The sequence below is a fragment of the Sphaerisporangium sp. B11E5 genome, from assembly GCF_039871875.1.
GTDB lineage: Bacteria > Actinomycetota > Actinomycetes > Streptosporangiales > Streptosporangiaceae > Sphaerisporangium.
Map to the genome: position 1 here is coordinate 18,834 of NZ_JBDPMD010000030.1, position 20,406 is coordinate 39,239.

The 20,406-nt window shown below is 71.2% G+C and carries 21 protein-coding genes; 14 read left to right on the plus strand and 7 right to left on the minus strand.

The features are described from left to right. Window positions 1–18: 18 nt before the first annotated feature. The 5 genes from ABGB17_RS24440 to ABGB17_RS24460 all read left to right on the plus strand — a co-directional run bounded on the left by ABGB17_RS24440 (window position 19) and on the right by ABGB17_RS24460 (window position 3,699). On the plus strand, window positions 19–1,257 hold the full coding sequence (locus ABGB17_RS24440; RefSeq protein WP_347633395.1) for an AI-2E family transporter: 1,239 nt from the start codon (window positions 19–21) through the stop codon (window positions 1,255–1,257). Window positions 1,258–1,300: 43 nt separating this feature from the next. Next, window positions 1,301–1,735 carry a dUTP diphosphatase gene (dut, locus tag ABGB17_RS24445; RefSeq protein ID WP_347633397.1) on the plus strand — a complete coding sequence of 145 codons (435 nt, stop codon included), beginning with the start codon at window positions 1,301–1,303 and terminating at the stop codon, window positions 1,733–1,735. A gap of 106 nt (window positions 1,736–1,841) precedes the next feature. Then, on the plus strand, window positions 1,842–2,480 hold the full coding sequence (locus ABGB17_RS24450) for a DUF3710 domain-containing protein (RefSeq protein WP_347633399.1): 639 nt from the start codon (window positions 1,842–1,844) through the stop codon (window positions 2,478–2,480). A 51-nt stretch (window positions 2,481–2,531) separates the two neighbouring features. Continuing rightward, on the plus strand, window positions 2,532–2,921 hold the full coding sequence (locus ABGB17_RS24455) for an OB-fold nucleic acid binding domain-containing protein (protein ID WP_347633401.1): 390 nt from the start codon (window positions 2,532–2,534) through the stop codon (window positions 2,919–2,921). A gap of 64 nt (window positions 2,922–2,985) precedes the next feature. Next, window positions 2,986–3,699, plus strand: coding sequence for a DUF3159 domain-containing protein (locus ABGB17_RS24460; protein WP_347633403.1), 714 nt, complete (start codon window positions 2,986–2,988; stop codon window positions 3,697–3,699). Between the two features lie 64 nt (window positions 3,700–3,763). On the opposite strand, the gene ABGB17_RS24465 is transcribed toward ABGB17_RS24460, so the two are convergent. Next, the gene (locus ABGB17_RS24465; protein ID WP_347633405.1) at window positions 3,764–4,429 is read right to left on the minus strand and encodes a TrkA family potassium uptake protein; all 666 of its coding nucleotides are present in this window, start codon (window positions 4,427–4,429) and stop codon (window positions 3,764–3,766) included. Continuing rightward, the gene (locus ABGB17_RS24470; RefSeq protein WP_347633407.1) at window positions 4,429–5,097 is read right to left on the minus strand and encodes a TrkA family potassium uptake protein; all 669 of its coding nucleotides are present in this window, start codon (window positions 5,095–5,097) and stop codon (window positions 4,429–4,431) included. Before ABGB17_RS24470 ends, ABGB17_RS24465 begins: the two co-directional genes overlap by 1 nt. A gap of 124 nt (window positions 5,098–5,221) precedes the next feature. Between ABGB17_RS24470 and ABGB17_RS24475 the strand changes: the two genes are divergently transcribed. The 4 genes from ABGB17_RS24475 to ABGB17_RS24490 all read left to right on the plus strand — a co-directional run bounded on the left by ABGB17_RS24475 (window position 5,222) and on the right by ABGB17_RS24490 (window position 11,799). Continuing rightward, window positions 5,222–7,252 (plus strand): APC family permease, encoded by a 2,031-nt coding sequence (locus tag ABGB17_RS24475; RefSeq protein WP_347633409.1) that lies wholly within the window; start codon window positions 5,222–5,224, stop codon window positions 7,250–7,252. A gap of 14 nt (window positions 7,253–7,266) precedes the next feature. Then, on the plus strand, window positions 7,267–8,514 hold the full coding sequence (locus ABGB17_RS24480; RefSeq protein ID WP_347633411.1) for a class I SAM-dependent RNA methyltransferase: 1,248 nt from the start codon (window positions 7,267–7,269) through the stop codon (window positions 8,512–8,514). A 581-nt stretch (window positions 8,515–9,095) separates the two neighbouring features. Next, window positions 9,096–10,766: a PQQ-dependent sugar dehydrogenase gene (locus tag ABGB17_RS24485; protein WP_347633412.1), complete on the plus strand. Its 1,671-nt coding sequence runs from the start codon at window positions 9,096–9,098 to the stop codon at window positions 10,764–10,766. A gap of 541 nt (window positions 10,767–11,307) precedes the next feature. Then, entirely contained in the window at window positions 11,308–11,799 is a 492-nt protein-coding gene (locus ABGB17_RS24490) for a peptidoglycan-binding protein (RefSeq protein ID WP_347633414.1), read from the plus strand. A 64-nt stretch (window positions 11,800–11,863) separates the two neighbouring features. On the opposite strand, the gene ABGB17_RS24495 is transcribed toward ABGB17_RS24490, so the two are convergent. Further along, window positions 11,864–12,211 carry a hypothetical protein gene (locus tag ABGB17_RS24495; RefSeq protein ID WP_347633416.1) on the minus strand — a complete coding sequence of 116 codons (348 nt, stop codon included), beginning with the start codon at window positions 12,209–12,211 and terminating at the stop codon, window positions 11,864–11,866. Between the two features lie 109 nt (window positions 12,212–12,320). On the opposite strand from ABGB17_RS24495, the gene ABGB17_RS24500 reads away from it, so the two are divergent. The 3 genes from ABGB17_RS24500 (at window position 12,321) to ABGB17_RS24510 (ending at window position 14,635) form a co-directional block, all read left to right on the plus strand. Then, complete coding sequence (locus ABGB17_RS24500; RefSeq protein ID WP_347633418.1) at window positions 12,321–12,518, plus strand: transposase; 198 nt, start codon at window positions 12,321–12,323, stop codon at window positions 12,516–12,518. Between the two features lie 110 nt (window positions 12,519–12,628). After that, window positions 12,629–13,342, plus strand: coding sequence for a hypothetical protein (locus ABGB17_RS24505; RefSeq protein WP_347633420.1), 714 nt, complete (start codon window positions 12,629–12,631; stop codon window positions 13,340–13,342). Window positions 13,343–13,357: 15 nt separating this feature from the next. Further along, a complete protein-coding gene (locus ABGB17_RS24510) occupies window positions 13,358–14,635 on the plus strand; it encodes a hypothetical protein (RefSeq protein ID WP_347633422.1) in 1,278 nt (425 codons plus the stop codon). Between the two features lie 43 nt (window positions 14,636–14,678). On the opposite strand, the gene ligD is transcribed toward ABGB17_RS24510, so the two are convergent. Continuing rightward, window positions 14,679–15,671 carry a non-homologous end-joining DNA ligase gene (gene ligD, locus ABGB17_RS24515; protein WP_347633424.1) on the minus strand — a complete coding sequence of 331 codons (993 nt, stop codon included), beginning with the start codon at window positions 15,669–15,671 and terminating at the stop codon, window positions 14,679–14,681. A gap of 163 nt (window positions 15,672–15,834) precedes the next feature. Between ligD and ABGB17_RS24520 the strand changes: the two genes are divergently transcribed. Then, on the plus strand, window positions 15,835–16,755 hold the full coding sequence (locus tag ABGB17_RS24520; RefSeq protein WP_347633426.1) for an LLM class F420-dependent oxidoreductase: 921 nt from the start codon (window positions 15,835–15,837) through the stop codon (window positions 16,753–16,755). 90 nt (window positions 16,756–16,845) lie between these two features. Here ABGB17_RS24520 and ABGB17_RS24525 read toward each other — a convergent pair whose 3' ends face one another. The 3 genes from ABGB17_RS24525 to ABGB17_RS24535 all read right to left on the minus strand — a co-directional run bounded on the left by ABGB17_RS24525 (window position 16,846) and on the right by ABGB17_RS24535 (window position 19,100). Further along, window positions 16,846–17,472 (minus strand): DUF6879 family protein, encoded by a 627-nt coding sequence (locus ABGB17_RS24525; RefSeq protein ID WP_347633428.1) that lies wholly within the window; start codon window positions 17,470–17,472, stop codon window positions 16,846–16,848. Between the two features lie 269 nt (window positions 17,473–17,741). After that, window positions 17,742–18,356, minus strand: a complete 615-nt coding sequence (locus ABGB17_RS24530) for a DUF1707 domain-containing protein (RefSeq protein ID WP_347633429.1) — start codon at window positions 18,354–18,356, stop codon at window positions 17,742–17,744. Window positions 18,357–18,362: 6 nt separating this feature from the next. Continuing rightward, window positions 18,363–19,100 carry a PadR family transcriptional regulator gene (locus ABGB17_RS24535; RefSeq protein ID WP_347633431.1) on the minus strand — a complete coding sequence of 246 codons (738 nt, stop codon included), beginning with the start codon at window positions 19,098–19,100 and terminating at the stop codon, window positions 18,363–18,365. Window positions 19,101–19,542: 442 nt separating this feature from the next. Between ABGB17_RS24535 and ABGB17_RS24540 the strand changes: the two genes are divergently transcribed. Further along, window positions 19,543–20,268 carry a metal-dependent hydrolase gene (locus tag ABGB17_RS24540; RefSeq protein WP_347633433.1) on the plus strand — a complete coding sequence of 242 codons (726 nt, stop codon included), beginning with the start codon at window positions 19,543–19,545 and terminating at the stop codon, window positions 20,266–20,268. The last annotated feature ends 138 nt before the right edge of the window (window positions 20,269–20,406 follow it).

Consider the following 20,406-nt stretch of genomic DNA (forward strand, 5'->3'; position numbering starts at 1 on the left):
GCGTGCCAGTCTGGAGGCGTGATCACGGAACAGGGAACAGACGAGCGGCGGGTGCCGGCCGTGCTGGCGGCGATGGCCTCCTGGAGCTGGCGGCTGATCGTGATCGGCGTGGTGATCTACTTCACCGCGCAGATCCTCGTCCACCTCAGTTTCGTGGCCCTGCCCCTGGCCATCGCCCTGCTGCTCACCGCCCTGCTCTACCCGGTCACCCGGCAGTTCCTGCGGTTCGGTATGCGCCCCATCTGGGCGACGTGGTCCACCATGCTGCTGGCCTTCGCCGTGATCGTCGGCCTCGGCGTCATCATCGGCACCCGCGCCAACGACGAGTTCCCCCGCCTGGTCACCCAGGTGCAGAAGACCGCGCGCGAGGTGGAGACCTGGCTGCTCACCGGGCCGTTCCACCTGCAGAAGGCTCAGCTCACCGGCCTCGTGGACGAGCTGGCCCGCCAGGCGGACGCCCAGCGCGCCGCCATCACCACCACGCTGCTGTCCACCGCGGCGAGGTTCGTGGAGGCGCTCGCCGCCATCGTGCTGCTGCTGTTCGTCACGTTCTTCCTGCTCAAGGACGGCGACAAGATCTGGTCGTGGTTCCTGCGGGCGTTCGGCTCCACGGCGCCCCGGGTGGACCGCGCCGGACGGGCCGCCTGGGTCACGCTCTCGCAGTACATCCACGGCACGGTGGTGGTCGCGGCCATCCACGGCCTGGTCATCGGCATCGTGCTGTTCGGCATGGGCGTGCCGCTGTGGGCGCCGCTGGCCGTGCTGATCTTCCTGGCGAGCTTCATCCCCATCGTCGGCATCTTCTTCGCCGGCGGCCTGGCCGCGCTGGTCACCCTGGGCGCCAAGGGCATCGTGTACGCCCTGGTGTTCGTCGGCATCCTCGTCATCGAGCAGCAGCTCGAGAACCATGTGCTCCAGCCGCTGATCGTCGGGCGGGCGGTGCAGTTCCACCCGCTGGCGATCATCCTGGTGCTGGCGGTGGGCGGCATTCTCGGCGGCATCGCGGGTGCCGCCATCGCCGTGCCGATCGCCGCGGTGCTCTACCGGGCGTTGCCCGCGTTGCGCGCCGCGCCGCCGGAACTGCTGCCTCCGCCGCCGCACGAGCCGCAGCCGCCACCCCCCGGGGCGGGCGCCGCCGCGCCGGCGGAGCCCGCGGAGCTCGCGGACGCCGTGGCGCCGGAGCCGTCCGGGGCGGTGCCCGCCGCCGGTCCGGCCAGGCGGACGGGGGAGGACGTGTCGGCGCAGCGCAGCGGGTAAGGTCTCGACGTGTGACCCCGTTGCGCCATGACAAGGTGAACAGATGATCGAGGTGCTGATCCGGCGGCTCGACCCGGAGCTCCCGCTGCCGTCGTACGCCCATCCCGGCGACGCGGGCGCCGATCTGTACGCCGCACAGGACGTCGAGCTGCTGCCCGGCGAGCGCGCCGTGGTCGGCACCGGGGTCGCCATCGCGCTGCCCGACGGCTACGCCGCGTTCGTGCACCCGCGGTCGGGGCTCGCCAGCAAGTACGGTGTCACACTGGTCAACGCCCCCGGCACGGTCGACGCGGGCTACCGCGGCGAGATCAAGGTCACCCTGCTGAACACCGACCGCAAGGACTCCTTGCGGATCCGGCGCGGCGACCGCGTCGCCCAGCTCGTCGTGCAGCGGGTGGAGAAGGCGGCCTTCTACGAGGTGGAGCGGCTGCCCGGCTCGGCGCGCGGCGCCGACGGGTTCGGCTCCACGGGCCGCTGAGCCGGTACGGACCACACCGGACCACACAGGCGATACAAGGCGATAAGGCAATAGAGGAGTGTGAAGGACAGTGTTCCGACGCCGCCGCCATGCAGCGGAAGAAGAGGTGACGGCTCCGGCCGCCGAGGAGGCGCCGGTCCCCGCCCGCGAGTCGGGACCGTGGGACGCCGACGAGGCGCATCCGGAGACCGAGCGTGTCGATCTCGGCGGCCTGCGGCTGCCGATCGGCCCGGGGTTCGAGGTGCAGCTCAACGTCGCCGGTGACCGCATCGTCGGCGCCGTCGTGCTGGTGAACGAGAGCGCGCTGCAGGTGCACGCGTTCGCCGCGCCGAAGCGCAACGGCATCTGGGGCGAGGTCCGCGCCGACCTCGCCCGCGAGCTCACCGCCGCAGGGGGCTCCTGCGAGGAGCAGGAGGGCCCGTTCGGCCCCGAACTGGCCGCCAGGATCAAGCAGGAGGGCGAGCTCCAGCCCGTCAGGTTCGTCGGCGTGGACGGCCCGCGCTGGTTCCTGCGCGGGGTGATCAGCGGGCGCGCCATCGCCGACCCCGAGGCCGCCAAGGTCCTCGAGGACGTCATGCGCGACATCGTCGTGGTGCGCGGCGACCAGCCGATGGCCCCGAAAGAACCCATCGAGTTGCGGCTGCCCACCGAGGCCCGGCAGGCCGTTGAGCAGGAGGCCGCCAAGGACGGCAGGCCGCCGCTCGACCCGTTCCACCGGGGACCTGAGATCACCGAGGTCCGCTGACGTATCCTGCGGGCAAGACCGCAGCAGGCGTGCCTTGAGGAGTGAGCGACGATGAGTACTGCGGAGCCCGTCAAACGCGGGCTGCGCGGGTTCTTCCGCCGCCTGGCGACGAGCCAGGCAGAGCTGGAGGCCGCGGAGCTCCAGGAGGATCTGGACCGTCACGGCGCGACACCCATCGCGTCGTGCGGGCAGCGGCGCAGGTTCTGCGTCGCGGGCACCCTCCGCACCGTCACCCTGCGCCCGCGGGGCGGGGTGCCGTCCCTTGAGGCGGAGCTGTACGACGGGTCCGACGTGGTCGACCTGGTCTGGCTCGGCCGCCGCAAGATCATCGGGATCGAGCCGGGACGTGTGGTGCGCGCCGAGGGCCTGGTGAGCATTCAGGACGGGCGCAAAGTGATTTTCAATCCCCGCTACGAACTGCGCCCGGCGAGCGGCGAGTGACCGGGCGGGTCGCGGACGACAAGAGAGTGTGGCCGGTGCGAGACGACGTGGCGGGGAGCGTGCGATGAGTGGACAGGCCGAGCCGGGACCCGGTGCGCCGGTGATCGGGCCCGACACGACCGCCGAGGAGGTCAGGGCGCACGACACGGTCGAGTCGGCCATCAGGGCGCAGCTCGCCAAGGCGCTCGGCGGGGTGCGCGGCATCGTCGAGGCGGCGGTGCCGACCATCGCGTTCACCGTGTCGTGGATCAGCACCGAGCAGCTCAAGACCTCGCTGATGATCGGCATCGGCGCGGCGGTGCTGCTGCTGATCGTCCGCATCGCGCAGCGCAGCACGCCGCAGTTCGTGCTGAACAGCCTGATCGGCATCGGCATCGGCGCGCTGCTGGCCTCCCGCTCCGGCGAGGCCAAGGACGTCTTCCTGCCCGGCATCTGGTACAACGGCGCGTACGCCGTCGCCATGATGGTGTCCATCGCGGTCCGGTGGCCCGTGGTGGGTTTCCTGATCGGCTCGGTGACCGGCGACCCGGTCGGCTGGCGGAGCGACCCCGGCATCGTGCGGCTGTGCTCGCGGCTCACCTGGCTGCTGATCCTGCCGTGCCTGCTGCGCGTGGCCGTGCAGCTCCCGCTCTACTGGGCCGACCAGGTGGCCGTGCTCGGCGTGGCCAAGATCGTGCTCGGCTGGCCGTTCCAGGTGGCCGCCCTCGCCGCCATGGTCTGGGTGCTCGCCCGCGGCCGCACCCCGATAGCCCCGCCCCCGCCGGCCGCGGGGGCCTGACCCCGCCGCTGCGGGGAGTCTCTCCGGCCACGCTGCCCGGCTCCGTCCGGGGCCGCCGGGCGGATCAGTGGTGCTGCGGGGCGAGCAGGTGGGCCAGTTCCTGCTCGACCTCCTGGCTGGCCACGAACAGCAGCTCGTCGCCGGCTTCCAGGGGGTCGTCGTCGGACGGCACCAGCACCCGGCCCTCGCGCAGGATCGCCACCAGTGCCGCGTCCCTCGGCCACGGCACCGACCCGGCGCGCTGGCCGACCACCGGGGCGTCCTCGGGCAGCGTCAGCTCCACCAGGTTGGCCTGGCCCTGCCGGAACGTCATCAGCCGCACCAGGTCGCCCACGCTGACGGCCTCCTCGACCAGGGCCGACAGCAGGCGCGGCGTGGAGACGGCGACGTCCACGCCCCACGACTCGTTGAACAGCCACTCGTTCTTCGGGTGGTTGATCCGGGCCACCACGCGCGGCACGCCGTACTCGGTCTTGGCGAGCAGCGACACCACCAGGTTGACCTTGTCGTCCCCGCTGGCGGCGATCACCACGTGGCAGTTGTTCAGCCCCGCCTCGTCCAGCGAGGAGATCTCGCACGCGTCGGCGAGCAGCCACTCGGCCCGGGGCACGCTGTCGATCTTGATGGCCTTGGGGTCGATGTCGATGAGCAGGACCTCGTGGCCGTTCTCCAGCAGCTCGGCCGCGATGGACCGGCCGACCGCGCCGGCGCCGGCGATCGTGACGCGCATCAGCCTGTCTCCTCTTCCGGCGGGGCGGCGAGCACCTTGTTGATCCGGTCCATGTCGTTGTCCGCGGAGATCACGTGCAGGATGTCGCCCTCCTGGAGCACCGTGTCGTGGCGGGGCAGCACGGTCTCGCCCATGCGGTTGAGGAACGCCACCCGGGTGCCCGCCAGCACCTCCAGGGTGGCGGTCCTGGTGCCGATCCAGGCCGGGTTGTAGGCCACCTCGGACAGCGTGACCGTGCCGGTGGGGTCACGCCACAGCGGCTCGGCGCCCTCGGGGAGCACCCGCCGCAGGATCTGGTCGGCCGTCCACCGCACCGTCGCCACGGTGGGGATGCCGAGCCGCTGGTAGACCTCCGCGCGCCGGGGGTCGTAGATGCGGGCCACCACGTTGTCCACGCCGAACGTCTCGCGGGCCACCCGGGCGGAGATGATGTTGGAGTTGTCGCCGCTGCTCACCGCGACGTACGCCGTCGCCGACTCGATGCCGGCCTCCTCCAGCACGTCCCGGTCGAAACCGATGCCGGTGACCCGGCGCCCGCGGAACCCGGCGCGAAGGCGCCGGAAGGCCTGAGGGTCGCGGTCGATGATGGCGACCGAATGGCCGTTGTCTTCGAGGATGTGGGCGAGGGTCGACCCGACCCGGCCGCATCCCATGATGACGATGTGCATGTTCCCCCGCGGTTCGCTCCGATGCGGCGGTTTCCCGGACGTTGTACAGCTATCAGCCCAAGTATGGCCGGTCGGGTGAACGCCGTGTGAGGCGCATGACTGTTGGCGACTAGCATCGTCAGTCGTGGCGAAAGTAGCCGACATGGTCAAGCGGGTGCTCGTGGGCCGGGCCCTGCGCAGTGCCCAGGCGCACGAACAGTTGCTGCCCAAGCGCATCGCCCTGCCCGTCTTCGCCAGTGACGCCCTGTCGTCGGTCGCGTACGCCCCGCAGGAGATCCTGATCACCCTGGGTGTCGCGGGCCTCGCCGCCTATCACTTCACCCCGTGGATCGCGGCCGGCGTCGTGATCATCCTGCTCACCGTGGTGGCGTCGTACCGCCAGAACGTCCGCGCGTACACGAGCGGCGGCGGCGATTTCGAGGTCGCCACCGTCAACCTCGGCTCCAACTACGGCCTGGTCGTGGCGAGCGCCCTGATGGTCGACTACGTGCTCACCGTCGCGGTGTCGGTGTCCTCGGGCGTGGAGAACCTCGCGGCGGCGCTGCCGTTCCTCGCCGACCGCAAGGTGGCGGCGGCGCTGGTGATCGTCGCGCTGCTGACGGTGATGAACCTGCGCGGCATCAGGGAGTCGGGCCTCGCGTTCGCGATCCCGACGTACGCCTTCATGATCAGCATCTTCGGGCTGATGCTCTGGGGCGGGCTGCGCCTGGCGTCCGGCGCGGAGCTGCGGGCGCCCACCGCCGGGTACACGGTGACCGGGGAGAGTTTGGGCGTCGAGGGGTTCGCGCTGATCTTCCTGTTGCTGCGTGCCTTCTCCTCCGGCTGCGCCGCGCTCACCGGTGTGGAGGCGATCAGCAACGGCGTGCCGGCGTTCCGCAAGCCCAAGGGCAAGAACGCCGCCAACACGCTGCTGGCGCTCGGCCTGCTCGCCGCCTCCATGTTCGCCGGCATCACGGCGCTGGCGTACGTCACCGGGGCCAAGTTCGCCGACCCCTCGCAGGGCAGCGTGGTGCTTGACGAGGCCGGCCGCCAGGTGGAGCACCCCGCCCCGGTGATCGCCCAGGTGGCGCAGACGGTGTTCAGCAACTTCCCCCCGGCGTTCTACCTGATCGCCGCGATGACGGCGCTGATCCTGGTGCTGGCCGCCAACACCGCCTTCAACGGCTTCCCTGTGCTCGGCTCGGTGCTCGCGCAGAACCGCTACCTGCCGCGTCAGCTCCACACCCGCGGCGACCGGCTGGCCTTCAGCAACGGCATCGTCATCCTCGCCACCATGGCCGGGCTGCTGATCTACGCCTTCCAGGCCGAGACCACCCGCCTGGTGCAGCTCTACATCGTCGGCGTGTTCGTGTCGTTCACCGTGAGCCAGACCGGCATGGTGCGCCACTGGAACCGCCTGCTGCGCACCACCGCCGACCCCCGGGCCCGGGGCCGCATGATCAGGGCGCGGGCCATCAACGCCTTCGGCGGGCTGATCACCGGGCTGGTGCTGGTCGTCGTGCTGGTCACGAAGTTCACCCACGGCGCGTGGATCGCCTGCGCGGCGATGGCCGTGCTGTTCGTGATGATGCGCGGCATCCGGCGCCACTACGACAACGTGGCCACCGAGCTGGTCGTGCCGGAGGACGCCGAGGCCGACGAGTCGATGCTCCCGGCACGCAACCACGCCATCGTGCTGCTCTCCAAGATCCACAAGCCGACGCTGCGCGCCCTGGCGTACGCGCGGGCCACCCGGCCCTCGACGCTGGAGGCCATCACGGTCAGCGTGGACGCCGAGGAGGCCGCGCAGTTGCAGCGCCAGTGGGAGGAACGGGGCATCCCGGTGGCGCTGAAGATCCTCGACTCGCCGTACCGCGAGATCACCCGGCCCGTGCTGGAGTACGTCAAGCACCTGCGCCGGCGCTCGCCGCGGGACGTGGTGACGGTCTTCATCCCCGAGTATGTGGTGGGCCACTGGTGGGAACATCTGTTGCACAACCAGAGCGCGCTGCGGCTGAAGGGCCGGCTGCTGTTCCAGCCCGGCGTCATGGTCACCAGCGTGCCCTGGCAGCTCCACTCGTCCGACCGGTTGAAGGGGCGCCCCGAGTCCTTCGCGCCCGGGATGGTGCGCCGGCCGTACGCTGAGGCCGGTAAGGACGATCAGGTGAAGACGTGAACGGGGGAGTGGCAGTGCCGATCGAGCTCGACGTCGAGCGGGTCGCCAACGGCGGATGGTGCGTCGCCAGGCACGAGGGCCGGGTGGTCTTCGTCCGCCACGCCCTGCCCGGGGAGCGGGTGCTCGCCGAGGTCACCGACGAGACCACGAGGTTCCTGCGGGCCGACGCCGTCGAGATCCTCGACCCCTCGCCGGACCGCGTCACGCCGCCGTGCCCGTTCGCCGGGCCAGGGCGGTGCGGCGGCTGCGACTGGCAGCACGCCTCGCTGGAGGCCCAGCGGCGGCTCAAGGCCGAGGTGATCGCCGAGCAGTTGCAGCGGCTGGCGGGCCTGGAGACGAAGATCGAGGTCGAGGAGGTGCCCGGCGCGCCGGACGGCCTCGGCTGGCGCACCCGCGTGCAGTTCGCCGTCGGCAAGGACGGCGTGCCCGGCCTGCGGCGCCACCGCTCCCACGAGATCGAGCCGGTGGACGCCTGCCTGATCGCCCACCCCGAGGTCGAGCGCCTCGGCGTCGAGCGGGGCGACTGGCACGGCGCGACCGGCGTGGAGGCCATCGCGACCTCCACCCGCGAACGCGCCGTGGTCGTCACCCCGATGCCCCGCCGCCGTGTCGCCGTCCCCGACCTCGGGGCCGACGCCGCCGTCCTCGTGGACGAGGGCCACGGCCACGTCCGCGCCGCCCGGGGCCGCGCCGCCCTGACCGAACGGGCCGGCGACCGGGAGTACCGCGTCACCGGCAGCGGCTTCTGGCAGGTCCACCCCGGCGCCACGGCCGCGCTCCTCGACGCCGTGACCGAGTACGCCGCCGCCGCCCCCGGCGACTGGGCCCTGGACCTCTACTGCGGCGCAGGCCTGTTCACCGCCGCCCTGGCAGACGCCGTGGGCACGCAGGGCGCCGTGCTCGGCATCGAGTCCGACCCGCACGCCGTGCAGGACGCCCGCCACAACCTGCGCGACCTCCCCCAGGCCCGCGTGGAGCGCGGCCGCGTGGAGGTCGCCATGGACCGCCTCGGCGTCGAACGCGCCGACATCGTGGTGGCCGACCCGCCCCGCACCGGCCTCGGCAAGGACGTGGTGACCCGGGTCGCCGCCCTGGACCCCGCCCGCGTCGTCTACGTCTCCTGCGACCCCGCCACCCTGGCCCGCGACCTGTCCTGGTTCGCCGCCCTCGGCTACCCCCTGGCCGACATCCGGGCCTTCGACGCCTTCCCGATGACCCACCACGTGGAGATGGTGGCGCTCCTGGCCAAAGAGGTGATCTAGCTTCTGACCAGCAGCGATGCAACACGTCATGGGTCAGGACGGGTCAGCGTGGGACTGGGTCCCAAGATCACTGCGCATGAGATGCGCACGATCATGAAATCGCCCCCTCAGCGCACGCCGTGAGCCGAGTGTGACGTACCCCCGACAGGTGGGCAGGCCGCAACCGACCAGACCGCGAATCCCCTGCCCGCAGAGGGTCGGCAACACCGCCGGGGAAGAGTTCGCGCTCGCCCACCGTCGCCGGCCTCGGTGACGCGCTGCTTCCGACGTCGGGCGACTCCACCACCTCGGCGAGCGGCCGAACACCGGACGGACGCGGCGGTGCTGCACGTCCAGATCACACCCGAGCGCTATGTCGAGCGACGCACCGGCCTTCCCAGGGACCCGCCGACCCCGCCGCCGGCGGCCCGCCGACCCACGGCGCCTCGCGCCGGGGCGTGAAAGTTTCCCGTCCCGGCGCGTGGCCGGCGGCGTACGCGCAGATCGGCGAGCGGGTGCCCGCCCGATGATTGCCCCGGGCGCGGCCGGCGCCTTCTATGGGGGGACGAGCCGGTGGCTCCCATCCCGCCCTGGAGCGTGTGATGCCCAAGCACCTGTCCTCGGCACTCCCCATCGTCCTTTGCGCCGTGATCGCCGCCACGGCGCTCGTCGTGTCCCGGCCCGCCGCCGTGGGCGCGGCGACGGGCGGGTTCGACTTCACCCGGGCACAGGTCGCCACTGCGGGGCTGCGGGTGCCCTGGGGCATGGCTTTCCTCCCCGACGGCAGCGCCCTCGTCTCCGAACGCGACACCGCGACCATCGCGCGGGTGCGTCCCGGCTCCTCGCCCGTACAGGTGGCCACGGTCCCGAACGTGTACCCCGGAGGTGAGGGGGGCCTGCTCGGCATCGCGCTCTCCCCCACGTTCGCGCAGGACCAGTTGGTCTACGCGTACATCAGCTCCGCCTCCGACAACCGGGTGGTCCGGTTCCGGCTCAGCGCTCCGCAGAGCCAGCATGTGATCCTCGCCGGCATCCCCCGGGGCCAGTCCCGCAACGGCGGGCGCATCGCGTTCGGCCCCGACGGTTTGCTGTACGTGGCCACGGGCGACGCGGGCTACCCCGCGTACGCCCAGAGCTCGAGCCTCGCCGGCAAGATTCTGCGCATCACCCGCGACGGCGCGATCCCCACGGGCAACCCGTTCTCCGGCTTACCGGTCTACAGTTACGGCCACAGCAATGTCCAGGGGCTCGCCTGGGACGAGGCCGGCCTGCTGTACGCCACAGAATTCGGTCAGAACTCCACAGACGAGATCAACTACATCCGGCCGGGTCACAACTACGGCTGGCCCGCCTGCGAGGGCATGTGCGGCAACCCGAGCTACACGAACCCCCTGGTGACCTGGAGCGGTACCGAGGCGTCCCCCAGCGGCCTGGCGTACGCCAACAGCACGCTCTTCGCCGCGGCCCTCGCCGGTAAGCGTCTGTGGACGGTGCCGGTCGGCGGCGGCAACAGGGTGGGCACTCCGGTGGCCGAACTGCGAGAAGATCTGGGCCGGCTGCGCACTGTGGCGGTCGGTCCGGACGGCTGGCTCTGGGTGACGACGAGCAACCGCGACGGCAGGGGGACGGCGCGCCCCGGCGACGACTTGATCATTCGGATCCCGCCCGTCGGCCCGTCGGCCTCACCATCCGGCCCGGGGGGCTCCCCGTCGGCCGGCCCGTCGCCCTCGTCGCCGGGCGGCCCCTCGCCGTGCCCCTCCCCTTCGGTCGACCCTTCCCCGTCGCCGGCCCCCAGCCCGTCGGTGACCCCCAGCGTCTCCCCCTCGCCCAGCCCTTCCCCGTCGCCCAGCCCTTCCCCGTCGGCCAGCCCTTCCCCGTCGGCCAGCCCTTCCCCGTCGGCCAGCCCTTCCCCGTGCCCCTCGCCAACGCCCAGCCCCTCACCATCGCCGTCGCCCAGCCCGTCGCCGTCCACGGGTACGCGCTCCTGCGAAGCGACGATCCAGTTCTTCCTCCAGTGGACGACGGCCTCCTGGGGCGAACTGACGGTGCGCAACACGGGAACGTCGCCCATCACCTCGTGGACCGTCATCTTCAAGGTTCCCAACGGGCTGAGCTACCTGCAGTTGAACGGCTACAACCTGCCGGGAGCCACGGTGACCGTCACCCAGAACGGCGTACTGCTGCCGGGTCATTCGGTGACGGTGCGATTCGCGATCGGCTGGCACGGCGGCGCCGTCGAGACTCCGTCGCCCATCACCTGCATGGCGGGATAACGCCGAGTCAACCGCGCCGCCGGAGAGCACCGCGGCGCGCTCGGCCGTGCTCCATGGCCTTCGCTGCGGCCGGGCGCCGGGCAGAGGGGAGAGCGGCCGCATCAAGTCCAGACGCATACGTGGAGATGGTGGCGCTCCTGGCCAAAGAGGCGATCTAGCCCGCTGCAGCCCCGGTCGCGGGGTGTCGGTTCGTGGTCGATCGCCGGCTTGCCGGGAGTCTTCCCGCATCGGCCGCCGCCGCAAGGGGGGCCGCCGTGGACAGCGCTGTCCGTAGAAGAAGTCTCTAGGTTCTACGGAAGTCCGCATTAAAGAGGGAATGACGGTTGCGGCCTGAATCGAGATTTCGCCCAGGAAACCGGTCACAGTGCTTCAAGCCGGCGGTCAAAAAGCCCGGTGACAGAAGACCTTTCGTCCTGTCCTGTGCTCTGCTGGAAGGGAGACCTCGTTTGACGGGGATCGCTCGAAACGGACGGCCCGGTGATCACGGGCGGCGCGAAGAAGCGTGCCCTCGGGCCACCGATCCGACCTGAGGAGGTAACGCATGACGGCACCGCCATACCAGCCGCCGCCGCTGAAGTACCCGCCGATCACCTCGGGTGACCGGGTGAGGACATGGCAGCAGGCCCTGCGGGATCGTGGCTGGCACATCGTCGTCGACGGTGACTACGGCAAGGAGAGCAAGCGCCTGTGCGCCAACTTCCAGCAGGAGCACCGCATCAACCCGGTGGACGGCATCGTGGGCCCGGACACCTGGAAGCAGACCTGGGAGGCCGGGAGCACCCAGCCCCAGCCGCCGCCGCCTAACCTTCCCTTGAAGAAGGGCGACATGAACAACGAGTACGTCTACAAGTGGCAGCGGCAGGTCAACAACCGCGGCTGGCCCGAACTGGAGGTCGACAGCGACTTCGGCAAGCAGACCGAGGACATCTGCAAGCAGATGCAGAAGTTCAAGGGCCTGCCGGTGACGGGCCAGATCGACCGCAAGACCTGGGACGAGGCCTGGCTGGAGAAGGTCCACGTACCAGCCATGTGACGCCCCGCCGAGGGCCGGCGTCCCACCCAGCGACGCCGGCCCTCGTCCACGCCCGGTTATCCGATCATTGGGGGACGCCTTCCAGACGTGCGACCACACGGGCGAGGAGCTGTCGCATCTCGATCTGGCCGGCCTCCAGGTTGGCGATGCTGTCACGCATGAGGGCGTTGCCCCGCTCCATGTTGCCGAGCGTCCGGTTGACGACGGCGAAGCGCTCGTCAATGGTGCCGAAACGCTCATCAATGGTGCCGAAGCGCTCATCAATGAGGTCGAAGCGCTCATCAATGAGGTCGAAGCGATGATTCACGTCACTTCTGAATTTACTGATATCTGACTTTATGTCGGCGATATCGGTCTTGATCTCGGCGATGTCCTTTTCGACGATGCCGACGCGATCTTCGAGGTAAGACACGTCCTTCACACTATGACCTCACGGTGGGATCGGCGGGGATTTCCCCGATCACTGAAGATCGTTCGGTGGCTTTGCCCGTCTTTGACCAATGATTTCGTACGCTGCCGCCATGGCACGATGGGTCGGGGGCGACGGGTTCGAGGTCGAGGCGATTCGGCTGGACGGGCACACCTTGCTGCGGGTGCGGCAGTACGGCTTCCTGGTGGCGTACTGCCGGTCGATCGCCGAGGTGGCGAGGTACGTGCGGCTGGACGATCTCGTCGAGCTGGTCACCCTGCCGGTCGCGGGGGCTCGGACTCGCGGGTGACTGTTCGTCGCTACCCCAACCATGTGATCTGCTGGAGACACCGGGTAAACCCCGCGGGTTCGTGACGAGAGGGCCGCTCGTCCCCGTGATGTCCTCGCTACGCTGGGCTTGTGCCGAGATGGATGCGGATGTTCTCGCGGGACGGCGAGCCGGGTGCGGGCAGAGCCGGGGACGGCGACGGGGGGCGCATCGCCTACTTCTGCTACATCTCCCGGAACAAGATCGATCAGTTGTACGAGCAGGTCGACCCGGGGGCGCTCAACGAGGTCGTCGAGACCAGGAGCCGCGAGAACACGGTGAAGGCGGACGCGGTCGCCGACTGGGGTGTGCCGCAGGTCGTCACGCTGTTCAAGGGCGGTGCCGGGTACGGGCGCACCGGCCGGGTGCAGCGTGAGGTCAAGGTCAAGCAGTCGTACACCGAGAAGCTGCGCAAGGTGCTGGTCGCGCTGGCGCACGAGCGGCCGATCCCCCCGCTGGAGGCACTGGCGGCCGGTGTCTGCGCGCCGTACTTCCACCACAGCGGCATGTTCAAGGTCGCCAAGCCGCTGGACGACCCCACGGTGGACGGGCTGGTCACGATCACCGGCAAGGCGGGCGGTCGCAGGCTGCTGCTCGACTGCTCGCTGCGCAACTTCAGCGAGGGCCCGCTGCCCGACGGCACGTTCTCGGTCAACTCGGCCAACGCCCGCTTCTTCACCAAGGACCTCGCCCTTCCGCTGACCACCGTCTTCCTGCTGCTGGAGCACGGCCCGCACCGCGTGGTGGGCAGCCCGCTGTTCCTGCGCGTCTCCCTGCCGGCGAGCGACCGGCTCACCGCCCTGTGACACCCCCCGGGAGGCATGGTGACCCGGTACCTCGACCTCGGGGCGGACGACCCGGAGGAGTACGAAGGTAGCCACGTCGTCGTGGACGGCGCGGAGTACCGCATCGGGCCGTGGGTCGGCGAGGGCGGTGAGCGCATCGTGCACGGGCTGACGAACGTGCGCTCGGGCCTCTCGCTCCACCTGCTGAAGATAATCAAGAACCAGGAGCAGGCGGAGGAGGTGTCCCGCAACACCGCCGCCAACCAGAGCAAGCTCCGCGACCTCGGCTTCCCGACGGTGCCGGAGGCGATGCTCGTCCGCGGCCACGGGGGAGTGTTCGAGCTGGAGGAGGCGGCGTCACCGGAGCACGGCCCGTACGGGCGGGTGATGAAGGAGGCCTGGGAGGCGGTGGGGCGGGACGACTGGGAACAGGTCGAGGCGCTGTGCGTGCCGGTGCTGGCCGCGAACGACGCCCACGTGACGGCGATGCACCTGCTGGCGATGGCCGCGGAGGCGCGCGGGGACCTCATGCGGGCGATCCGGTACGAGAGCGACGCCATCGCCGTCGAGCCGAACATGCGGCCCTTCCGGGTGATCTGGTTACGGTCCGCGGCGGCGGCCGGCCTGGTGCACGGGTTCACCGCCGGGTTCGCGCACTTCCGGAGCAAATGGCCGGTGGACAACCGGCAGAACGCCCTGGCCGCCGAGGTGTACCTGTTCATGGGCCGGCCCGACCACGCCGCCGGGCTGTCGTTCCGCGAGGACGAGCAGGAGATCGCCCGCCGTGTCGCCGCCGAGGACGAGCGGCGGCGGCAGGCCCACGCCCTCACCGCGGAGGCGTACCGGGCCCGGGCCGCCGACCCGCACCGGGCGGTGGAGCTCATGCGCGCCGCCTACCGCACCTACCCCAAGGACGTGGAGGTCGCCTACAACTGGGCACTCGAACTGATCCGGCACGGCGAGCCGGCGCAGGCCCACGACGTGCTCGCCCCGCTCGTGCAGATGATCGAGCCGGGCAACCAGAACCAGTGCCTGGGCACGCTGGCCTTCACCCGTGCCCTGCAGGGCGACGACGAGCCGGCCGCCGGCCTGCTGGCGCTCGTGGTGGACCGCTTGGAGGAGCACGGCCCTCTGCGCACCGCCGACCTGCCGCTGTGGGCGGAATGGATCCAGGGAGACATGGTCCTGGCCCACCGCTACCGCGCCTCGATCTTCGTGAACGACCTGCTGACCCGCCTCGGCCCCCGCGCTCCCGCCCAGTTGCACCGCCTGGCCGCCGCCTACGAACCGCCTCCCGCCGGGGAGACCCACTAGGATCGCCCGCCCGGCCGGTGCCGGGCCCGGCTCGTCGAGCCGGTCACCCTGCCAGTTGCGGGGGCTCGGACTCGCGGGTGACCTCCGTGGGGGGCTTGTCGTCGCGCAGGCCGCGCCAGGACGGGTGGCGCAGCCGGGCGTCGGGGGTCCATTCGGCGTACTGGACCTCGCCGACCAGCACGGGGTCCACCCAGTGGGCGGTCCTGGCCTGTTCCCGGGGGACGGGCGGGTCGAAGGGCGAGGTGGGACGTTCCAGGGGGGCCAGGAGGGCACCCAGCTCACGGAGGGTCTCGTCGGTGAAGCCGGTGCCGACGTTGCCGACGTAGGCCAGGCGGCCGGACTCGTAGACGCCGACGAGGAGGGCGCCCATGGTGGAGGCGCGGCGGCCCTGGCCGGTGGACCAGCCGCCCACCACGACCTCCTGGGTGCGGACGTTCTTGACCTTGATCCAGTCGGGGGAGCGGCGGCCGGGGCGGTACACGGAGCGCAGCCGCTTGGAGACGACGCCCTCGATGCCGAGGCGGCGGCTCAGCTCCAGGGCGTGCGGGCCGTCGTCGCGGAACCACACGGGGACCTGCCAGCGGGCCCCCGGCGCCACGATGTCCTCCAGGAGCTCGCGCCGCCCGGTGTAGGGCACGCCGATGACGGGCTCGGCGCCGACGTGCAGCACGTCGAACAGCATAAGCGTCACAGGGACGGACGCCACCAGGTGCCGGATCCGCTCGTCGTGCCGTTGGTGCATGCGGTGCTGCAGCACGGAGAAGCTCGGCCGCCCGGCCTCGTCGAACGCGACGATCTCCCCGTCCAGCACGACGTCACGGCCGCCTGTCGCGCCCGCGAGCGGGTACAGCTCGGGGTACGTCGCGGTCACGTCCCTGCCGTTGCGGGAGATCAGCCGCAGCGCCGAGCCCTCGGCGTAGGCGAGCACCCGTACGCCGTCCCATTTCATCTCGTGCCCCCACTCGTCGTCCTCTCCTGGCGGTGGCGGCGCGCCGAGCTGGGCGAGCATCGGGGTGTACGTGGGAAGTTCCCCCATGAGCGTTTTCTTACCCTGTTGGGAAGATCCGTATGGTTGGCAAATTTCGCCGGGTTCGTGGTACGGGGTCCCCTATGTGCCTGCGAGCGTGGCCGGCCGCGCCGCAGGTCAGGAGGGCCGAGGGCCAACAGGGTGATGTCCGGCCTGCCGGGATAATGGCCGTATGAAACTGAGGATCTTCACCGAGCCGCAGCAGGGCGCGTCCTACGAGGATCAGCTCCGCGTGGCCCAGGCCGCCGAGCGCCTGGGGTTCGACGCGTTCTTCCGTTCCGACCACTACCTCCACATGAGCGGCGACGGCCACCCCGGCCCCACCGACTCGTGGGTCACGCTCGGCGCGCTCGCCCGCGAGACCGAGCGCATCCGCCTCGGCACCCTGGTGACGGCCGCCACGTTCCGCCTGCCCGGCCCGCTGGCGATCAGCGTCGCCCAGGCCGACCAGATGAGCGGGGGGCGCATCGAGTTCGGCTTCGGCACCGGGTGGTTCGACGCCGAGCACAAGGCGTACGGCATCCCGTTCCCTCCACTCGGTGAGCGTTTCGCCCGCTTCGAGGAGCAGCTGGAGATCATCACGGGGCTGTGGACCACCAAGCCGGGGGACGCCTACTCCTTCGAGGGCGCCTACTACCGTGTGGTCGACTCCCCGGCGCTGCCCAAGCCCGCGCAGGACCCGCGCCCGCCGGTCATCATCGGCGGCGGCGGCGCCAAGCGCACGCCCCGGCTGGCCGCGCGGTTCGCCGACGAGTTCAACATGCCGTTCAGTTCCCTGGCGGACACCGAGGCCGCGTACGGGCGGGTGCGCGCCGCGTGCGAGGCGGCCGGCCGCGAGGCGACCCTGATGTCGGCCGCGCAGGTGGTGTGCGTCGGCGCCGATGAGGCCGAGGTGGAGCGGCGGGCCGCCGCCATCGGGCGGCAGAAGGACGAGCTGCGTGTGAACGGGCTGGCGGGCACCCCGGCCGAGGTGCTCGACAAGATCGGCACCTTCAAGGCGGCCGGCGCCGAGCGGTTGTACCTGCAGGTGCTTGACCTGTCCGACCTCGACCACCTGGAGCTCATCGCCGCGGAGATCATGCCGCACGTGTGACGTGCCGCGGCGAGATCCCGGGGTGCGGCCGGGATCGTGCCGGGACGGCGGCGCCGTACCCCGGCATTTTACTCAGTGTTCAGACCGCGTTCACCGACCGGGCGGGGGGAGCGGCACGACCTCGCGCCGGTGGTACGCCGGCAGGTCCTCCCCCTGGTCGTACAGGTCGGCCAGCGCCGCACGGCAGGGGCCGATGACGCGCGGGTCGGTCAGCCGCCGGCCGCCGAGGTGGCGGCCGGCGTGGTCGTACAGCACCTCGTACATGAGGTCGTCGTCGAGGATCAGCAGCTCGGGCAGCGGCCGGGAGGGCTCGTACCTCCGCACGGCGGAGGCGCGCACCACCCGGGCCCGCTCGCCGGCCTCGGCCCGTGCGGCGAGCACGTGCAACTCCCACTGCATGTACGGCGTCAGCGGGGGATCGACCACCCGGATCCGCCGGAACTCGGCGAAGCCCTCGTACTCGGCCGGGAACGCGCGGCGCATGTCCTCGATGAGACGCAGGGAGCGGTGCCATTCCCCTTCGGTCATGGCCACCCAGCTCGGCTCGTAGGGCTCGTGGAAGTGCTGCGCCCGCTCCAGTTTCCACACGACGCCCCGCGCGCCCTCGTACGCGGCCCGGAACTCCCTGTTGTACGCCTCCTGGGGCAGCAGTGTGCCGTCCGCCTCTCTTACCTGCTGGAAGACGTGATGATCGAGATGGCCGGTCAGTGAGACCACGGCGATTCCTCCTTCGGGTCGGGACGGTCGCCTCACGCCACGCGACGGTGCGATCACGCCACGTGATCGGCGAAGGACGAACGCCGCCATTCCCGGGGCGGGGTGCGCCGCACCCGGGCATGGCGACGATCCAGAACAGGCCGATCATGAAACGGCTGCCAGGGGGCGTCAAGGCCCAAAATCGCCGCCGGCCCGCCGCATGAGGAAGGCCGGGTGGTCCGTCAGGACCACCCGGCCGGGTGAGGCGCGCCCCGCGGGCCCGCCGGGGATCAGTGGTCGCGCCGCGGGCGCGGGTAGTGGTGGTGCGGCGTGGGGCGCTGGTGGCGGCGGTGCGCGAACCTCAGCAACGCGATCACCAGCCACGCGACGAACAGCACCTTGACCAGCCCGAACACCGGCCAGGCCCAGCCGGTGGCCAGCCCGGCGAGCAGCAGGGCCCCGGCCAGGAACAGGAGCACCGGGGGGCGGCCGTGGTGACGGTGAGGGGGCCACGGAGGGCGCGGGGGCCGCGGGGGCCGCGGGGCACGCGGGTGGCGGTGCCACTCGTGGTGCTCCACGTCGTGGTCGCGGCCGAGCCGCCCCGCCAGGTGGTAGCCCCATGTGGCGAGGTCGGCGTGCGGCGGCGCGGGCGGCGGCGCGAAGGGGCCGCGGCCGTGGCGGTGGGACGGCCCGCCGTCGTGCGCCGGGGGCGGCACGGCCGTGGCCGGCAGATCGGCCAGCACCCGGCGCAGCTCGCCCGCCGTGCGGGCCGCCAGTGCGGTGCCGAGCCGCTCGTCGAGCTCGTCGTGGGTGAGACGGCCCTGCGCGAAGTGCTCGCGCAGAGCGGTCATCACCTCGTCGCGCTCGGTGTCACCGATGCGCAGGTCGTCGTCCCGCGGGGTCATCGACGCTCACTCCTCGGAGGTGTCGCCGTCGGCCAGGATCTGGTACAGCTTGCGGCGCGTCTCGGCGAGTGTCTGCTTGGCCTGCTTGATCTGCCCGTCGCTTCCAGTCTGCGCGATCTGGAACAGCGCCGCGGCGGCCTGGCGCGACAGGTCGAACAGCTCGAAGACGCTCTCGTCGACGTTCGGCGTCATGTCCTCCCACGGCGAGCGCACCTCGTCGGGGTACTCGGCGACGTAGGTGAGGCCGGCCTCGGTGAGCTGGAAGGTCTTGCGGCCGTCGGTCTCCTCGGCGCGGACCAGTCCCTCGTCGGTGAGCTGCTGGAGCGCCGGGTACACGGCGCCGGGGCTGGGCTTCCAGCCGCCCTGGCTGCGCTCGGCGATCTCCTGGATGATCTGGTAGCCGTTGCGGGGCTCCTCGGCGAGGAGCGCCAGGATGGCCGCGCGGACGTCGCCGCGCTTGGCCTTGCGCGGGCCGCCCCGGCCGAACGGCCCACGCGGCCCGAAGCCGCCGAACCCGGGCCCGAAGACGCGGCCGAAGTCGCGGCCGAAGTCCCACGGGAAGGGACGCGGCCCGCGCGGGCCGCGGTGGCGGTGCTCCCGCCCCTCGTGGTCGTGGTCGTGGTGGTGGGATTCGTGGTGCGCCTTGTGCCGGTCGGCCATCGCGCCGAGCGCGGCCATGGCGACGCTCCTGAGCGCCTCGGGGCGGGCCCACGGCGGGCCGCCCATCGCGAACGCGTGTGTCATAGGTCCCCCTAGTCGTCGCGAGTCGATCGACCGTCGATCGTTCTCGATGCCTCAACGATATATCGTTAGGGTTCTTAGAACAACCCCAATGTTCTGTTGGGGCGCCGCGAGCCCGGGACGTGGGGAAATACGTGACGCACATCACGTCTGGATGGGAACAGAACCCGGGATGGGGGCGTTAACACCTTCGGAACGGGATCGTTCTGCTTTGAGAGGGCTGGGGGGTGCTCTTGGAGTAGAACGGTCCCTTCCTATTTCCCGGCCCTGATCAGGTCCGGTGCGCACCGGGCTTCCGGTCGCGCCGGGAAGGGGTCCGCGGGTGGGCCGGAGAGGCGGCTGGGGGCGGCGGGGCGGCAGGGACGACACGCCGGGGGTTTGCCCGACACGTTCCTCCACCTTGCTTCGCTTTTGCCGTAACGTGCCCGATCGTGATGGTCGAATGATGGGGCACTCGCACGCTCTCAGCGGGGCCGCGCTGTGGCTGCTCGCCGCGCCGGGCCTCGCGGCGCTTCCGTCGCTCGGGGGGCCGGCGGCCGAGCTGACGCCGGTGGTGGCCACCATGCTCTCCCCGGCCGAGCTGGTCGCCGGGGCGGTCGTCTGCGCGGGCGCCGCGATGTTGCCGGACCTGGACCACCCCCACTCCACGATCGCCCAGACGTTCGGCCCGGTGACCTGGGTGCTCAGCAAGGTCGTCAACTGGCTGAGCGGCGGCCACCGGCACATGACGCACTCGCTGTTCTTCATCGTCGCCGCCGGCGTGGGCACCCACCTGCTCGCCGACCGTTACCCGATCGGCAGAGACATCATGGTCGTGCTGCTGATCGGCCTGGCGTTGCGCGCCGTCGGCATCGGCGTCCCCAACCGGACCGTCACCTCGGCGCTGGTCAACATCGGCCTCACCGCGGGAACGTTCCTGTTCTTCCACTCCCGCGACGTCGGCTACCTGTGGCTCGGCCTCGCCGTGGCCATCGGGTGCCTCGCCCACGTCGCGGGCGATTGCATGACCGAGCGCGGCTGCCCGGTGCTCTGGCCGCTCAAGCACAAGTGGCTGCTGCCGTGGAAGATGGGCCTGAAGACGGGCCGCGCCTTCGAGGTGAAGTTCCTCGGGCCGGCGTTGTCGGTCGTCGTGCTCGGCCTGTTCGCCATCCGCCTGATGCCCGTCATGTGATCCCGTCATGTGGTCCCGGCGGGGGAGACCCCGCCGCGAGGTCCGGCTGGTCCCCGCATGCCCCGGTGATTGATTTGATGTCGAGATATGCGACCCGATATCTTGATGTCGAGAGACCTGTCGTTGGAGTGCGGGTTA

Excerpts from the sequence above, each read along its gene's own strand:
- dut (WP_347633397.1), top strand. The coding sequence starts at position 1,301 with ATGATCGAGGTGCTGATCCGGCGGCTCGACCCGGAGCTCCCGCTGCCG.
- ABGB17_RS24455 (WP_347633401.1), top strand. The coding sequence starts at position 2,532 with ATGAGTACTGCGGAGCCCGTCAAACGCGGGCTGCGCGGGTTCTTCCGC.
- ABGB17_RS24460 (WP_347633403.1), top strand. The coding sequence starts at position 2,986 with ATGAGTGGACAGGCCGAGCCGGGACCCGGTGCGCCGGTGATCGGGCCC.
- ABGB17_RS24465 (WP_347633405.1), bottom strand. The coding sequence starts at position 4,429 with ATGCGCGTCACGATCGCCGGCGCCGGCGCGGTCGGCCGGTCCATCGCG.
- ABGB17_RS24470 (WP_347633407.1), bottom strand. The coding sequence starts at position 5,097 with ATGCACATCGTCATCATGGGATGCGGCCGGGTCGGGTCGACCCTCGCC.
- ABGB17_RS24485 (WP_347633412.1), top strand. The coding sequence starts at position 9,096 with ATGCCCAAGCACCTGTCCTCGGCACTCCCCATCGTCCTTTGCGCCGTG.
- ABGB17_RS24490 (WP_347633414.1), top strand. The coding sequence starts at position 11,308 with ATGACGGCACCGCCATACCAGCCGCCGCCGCTGAAGTACCCGCCGATC.
- ABGB17_RS24500 (WP_347633418.1), top strand. The coding sequence starts at position 12,321 with ATGGCACGATGGGTCGGGGGCGACGGGTTCGAGGTCGAGGCGATTCGG.
- ABGB17_RS24510 (WP_347633422.1), top strand. The coding sequence starts at position 13,358 with ATGGTGACCCGGTACCTCGACCTCGGGGCGGACGACCCGGAGGAGTAC.
- ligD (WP_347633424.1), bottom strand. The coding sequence starts at position 15,671 with ATGGGGGAACTTCCCACGTACACCCCGATGCTCGCCCAGCTCGGCGCG.
- ABGB17_RS24520 (WP_347633426.1), top strand. The coding sequence starts at position 15,835 with ATGAAACTGAGGATCTTCACCGAGCCGCAGCAGGGCGCGTCCTACGAG.
- ABGB17_RS24530 (WP_347633429.1), bottom strand. The coding sequence starts at position 18,356 with ATGACCCCGCGGGACGACGACCTGCGCATCGGTGACACCGAGCGCGAC.
- ABGB17_RS24535 (WP_347633431.1), bottom strand. The coding sequence starts at position 19,100 with ATGACACACGCGTTCGCGATGGGCGGCCCGCCGTGGGCCCGCCCCGAG.
- ABGB17_RS24540 (WP_347633433.1), top strand. The coding sequence starts at position 19,543 with ATGGGGCACTCGCACGCTCTCAGCGGGGCCGCGCTGTGGCTGCTCGCC.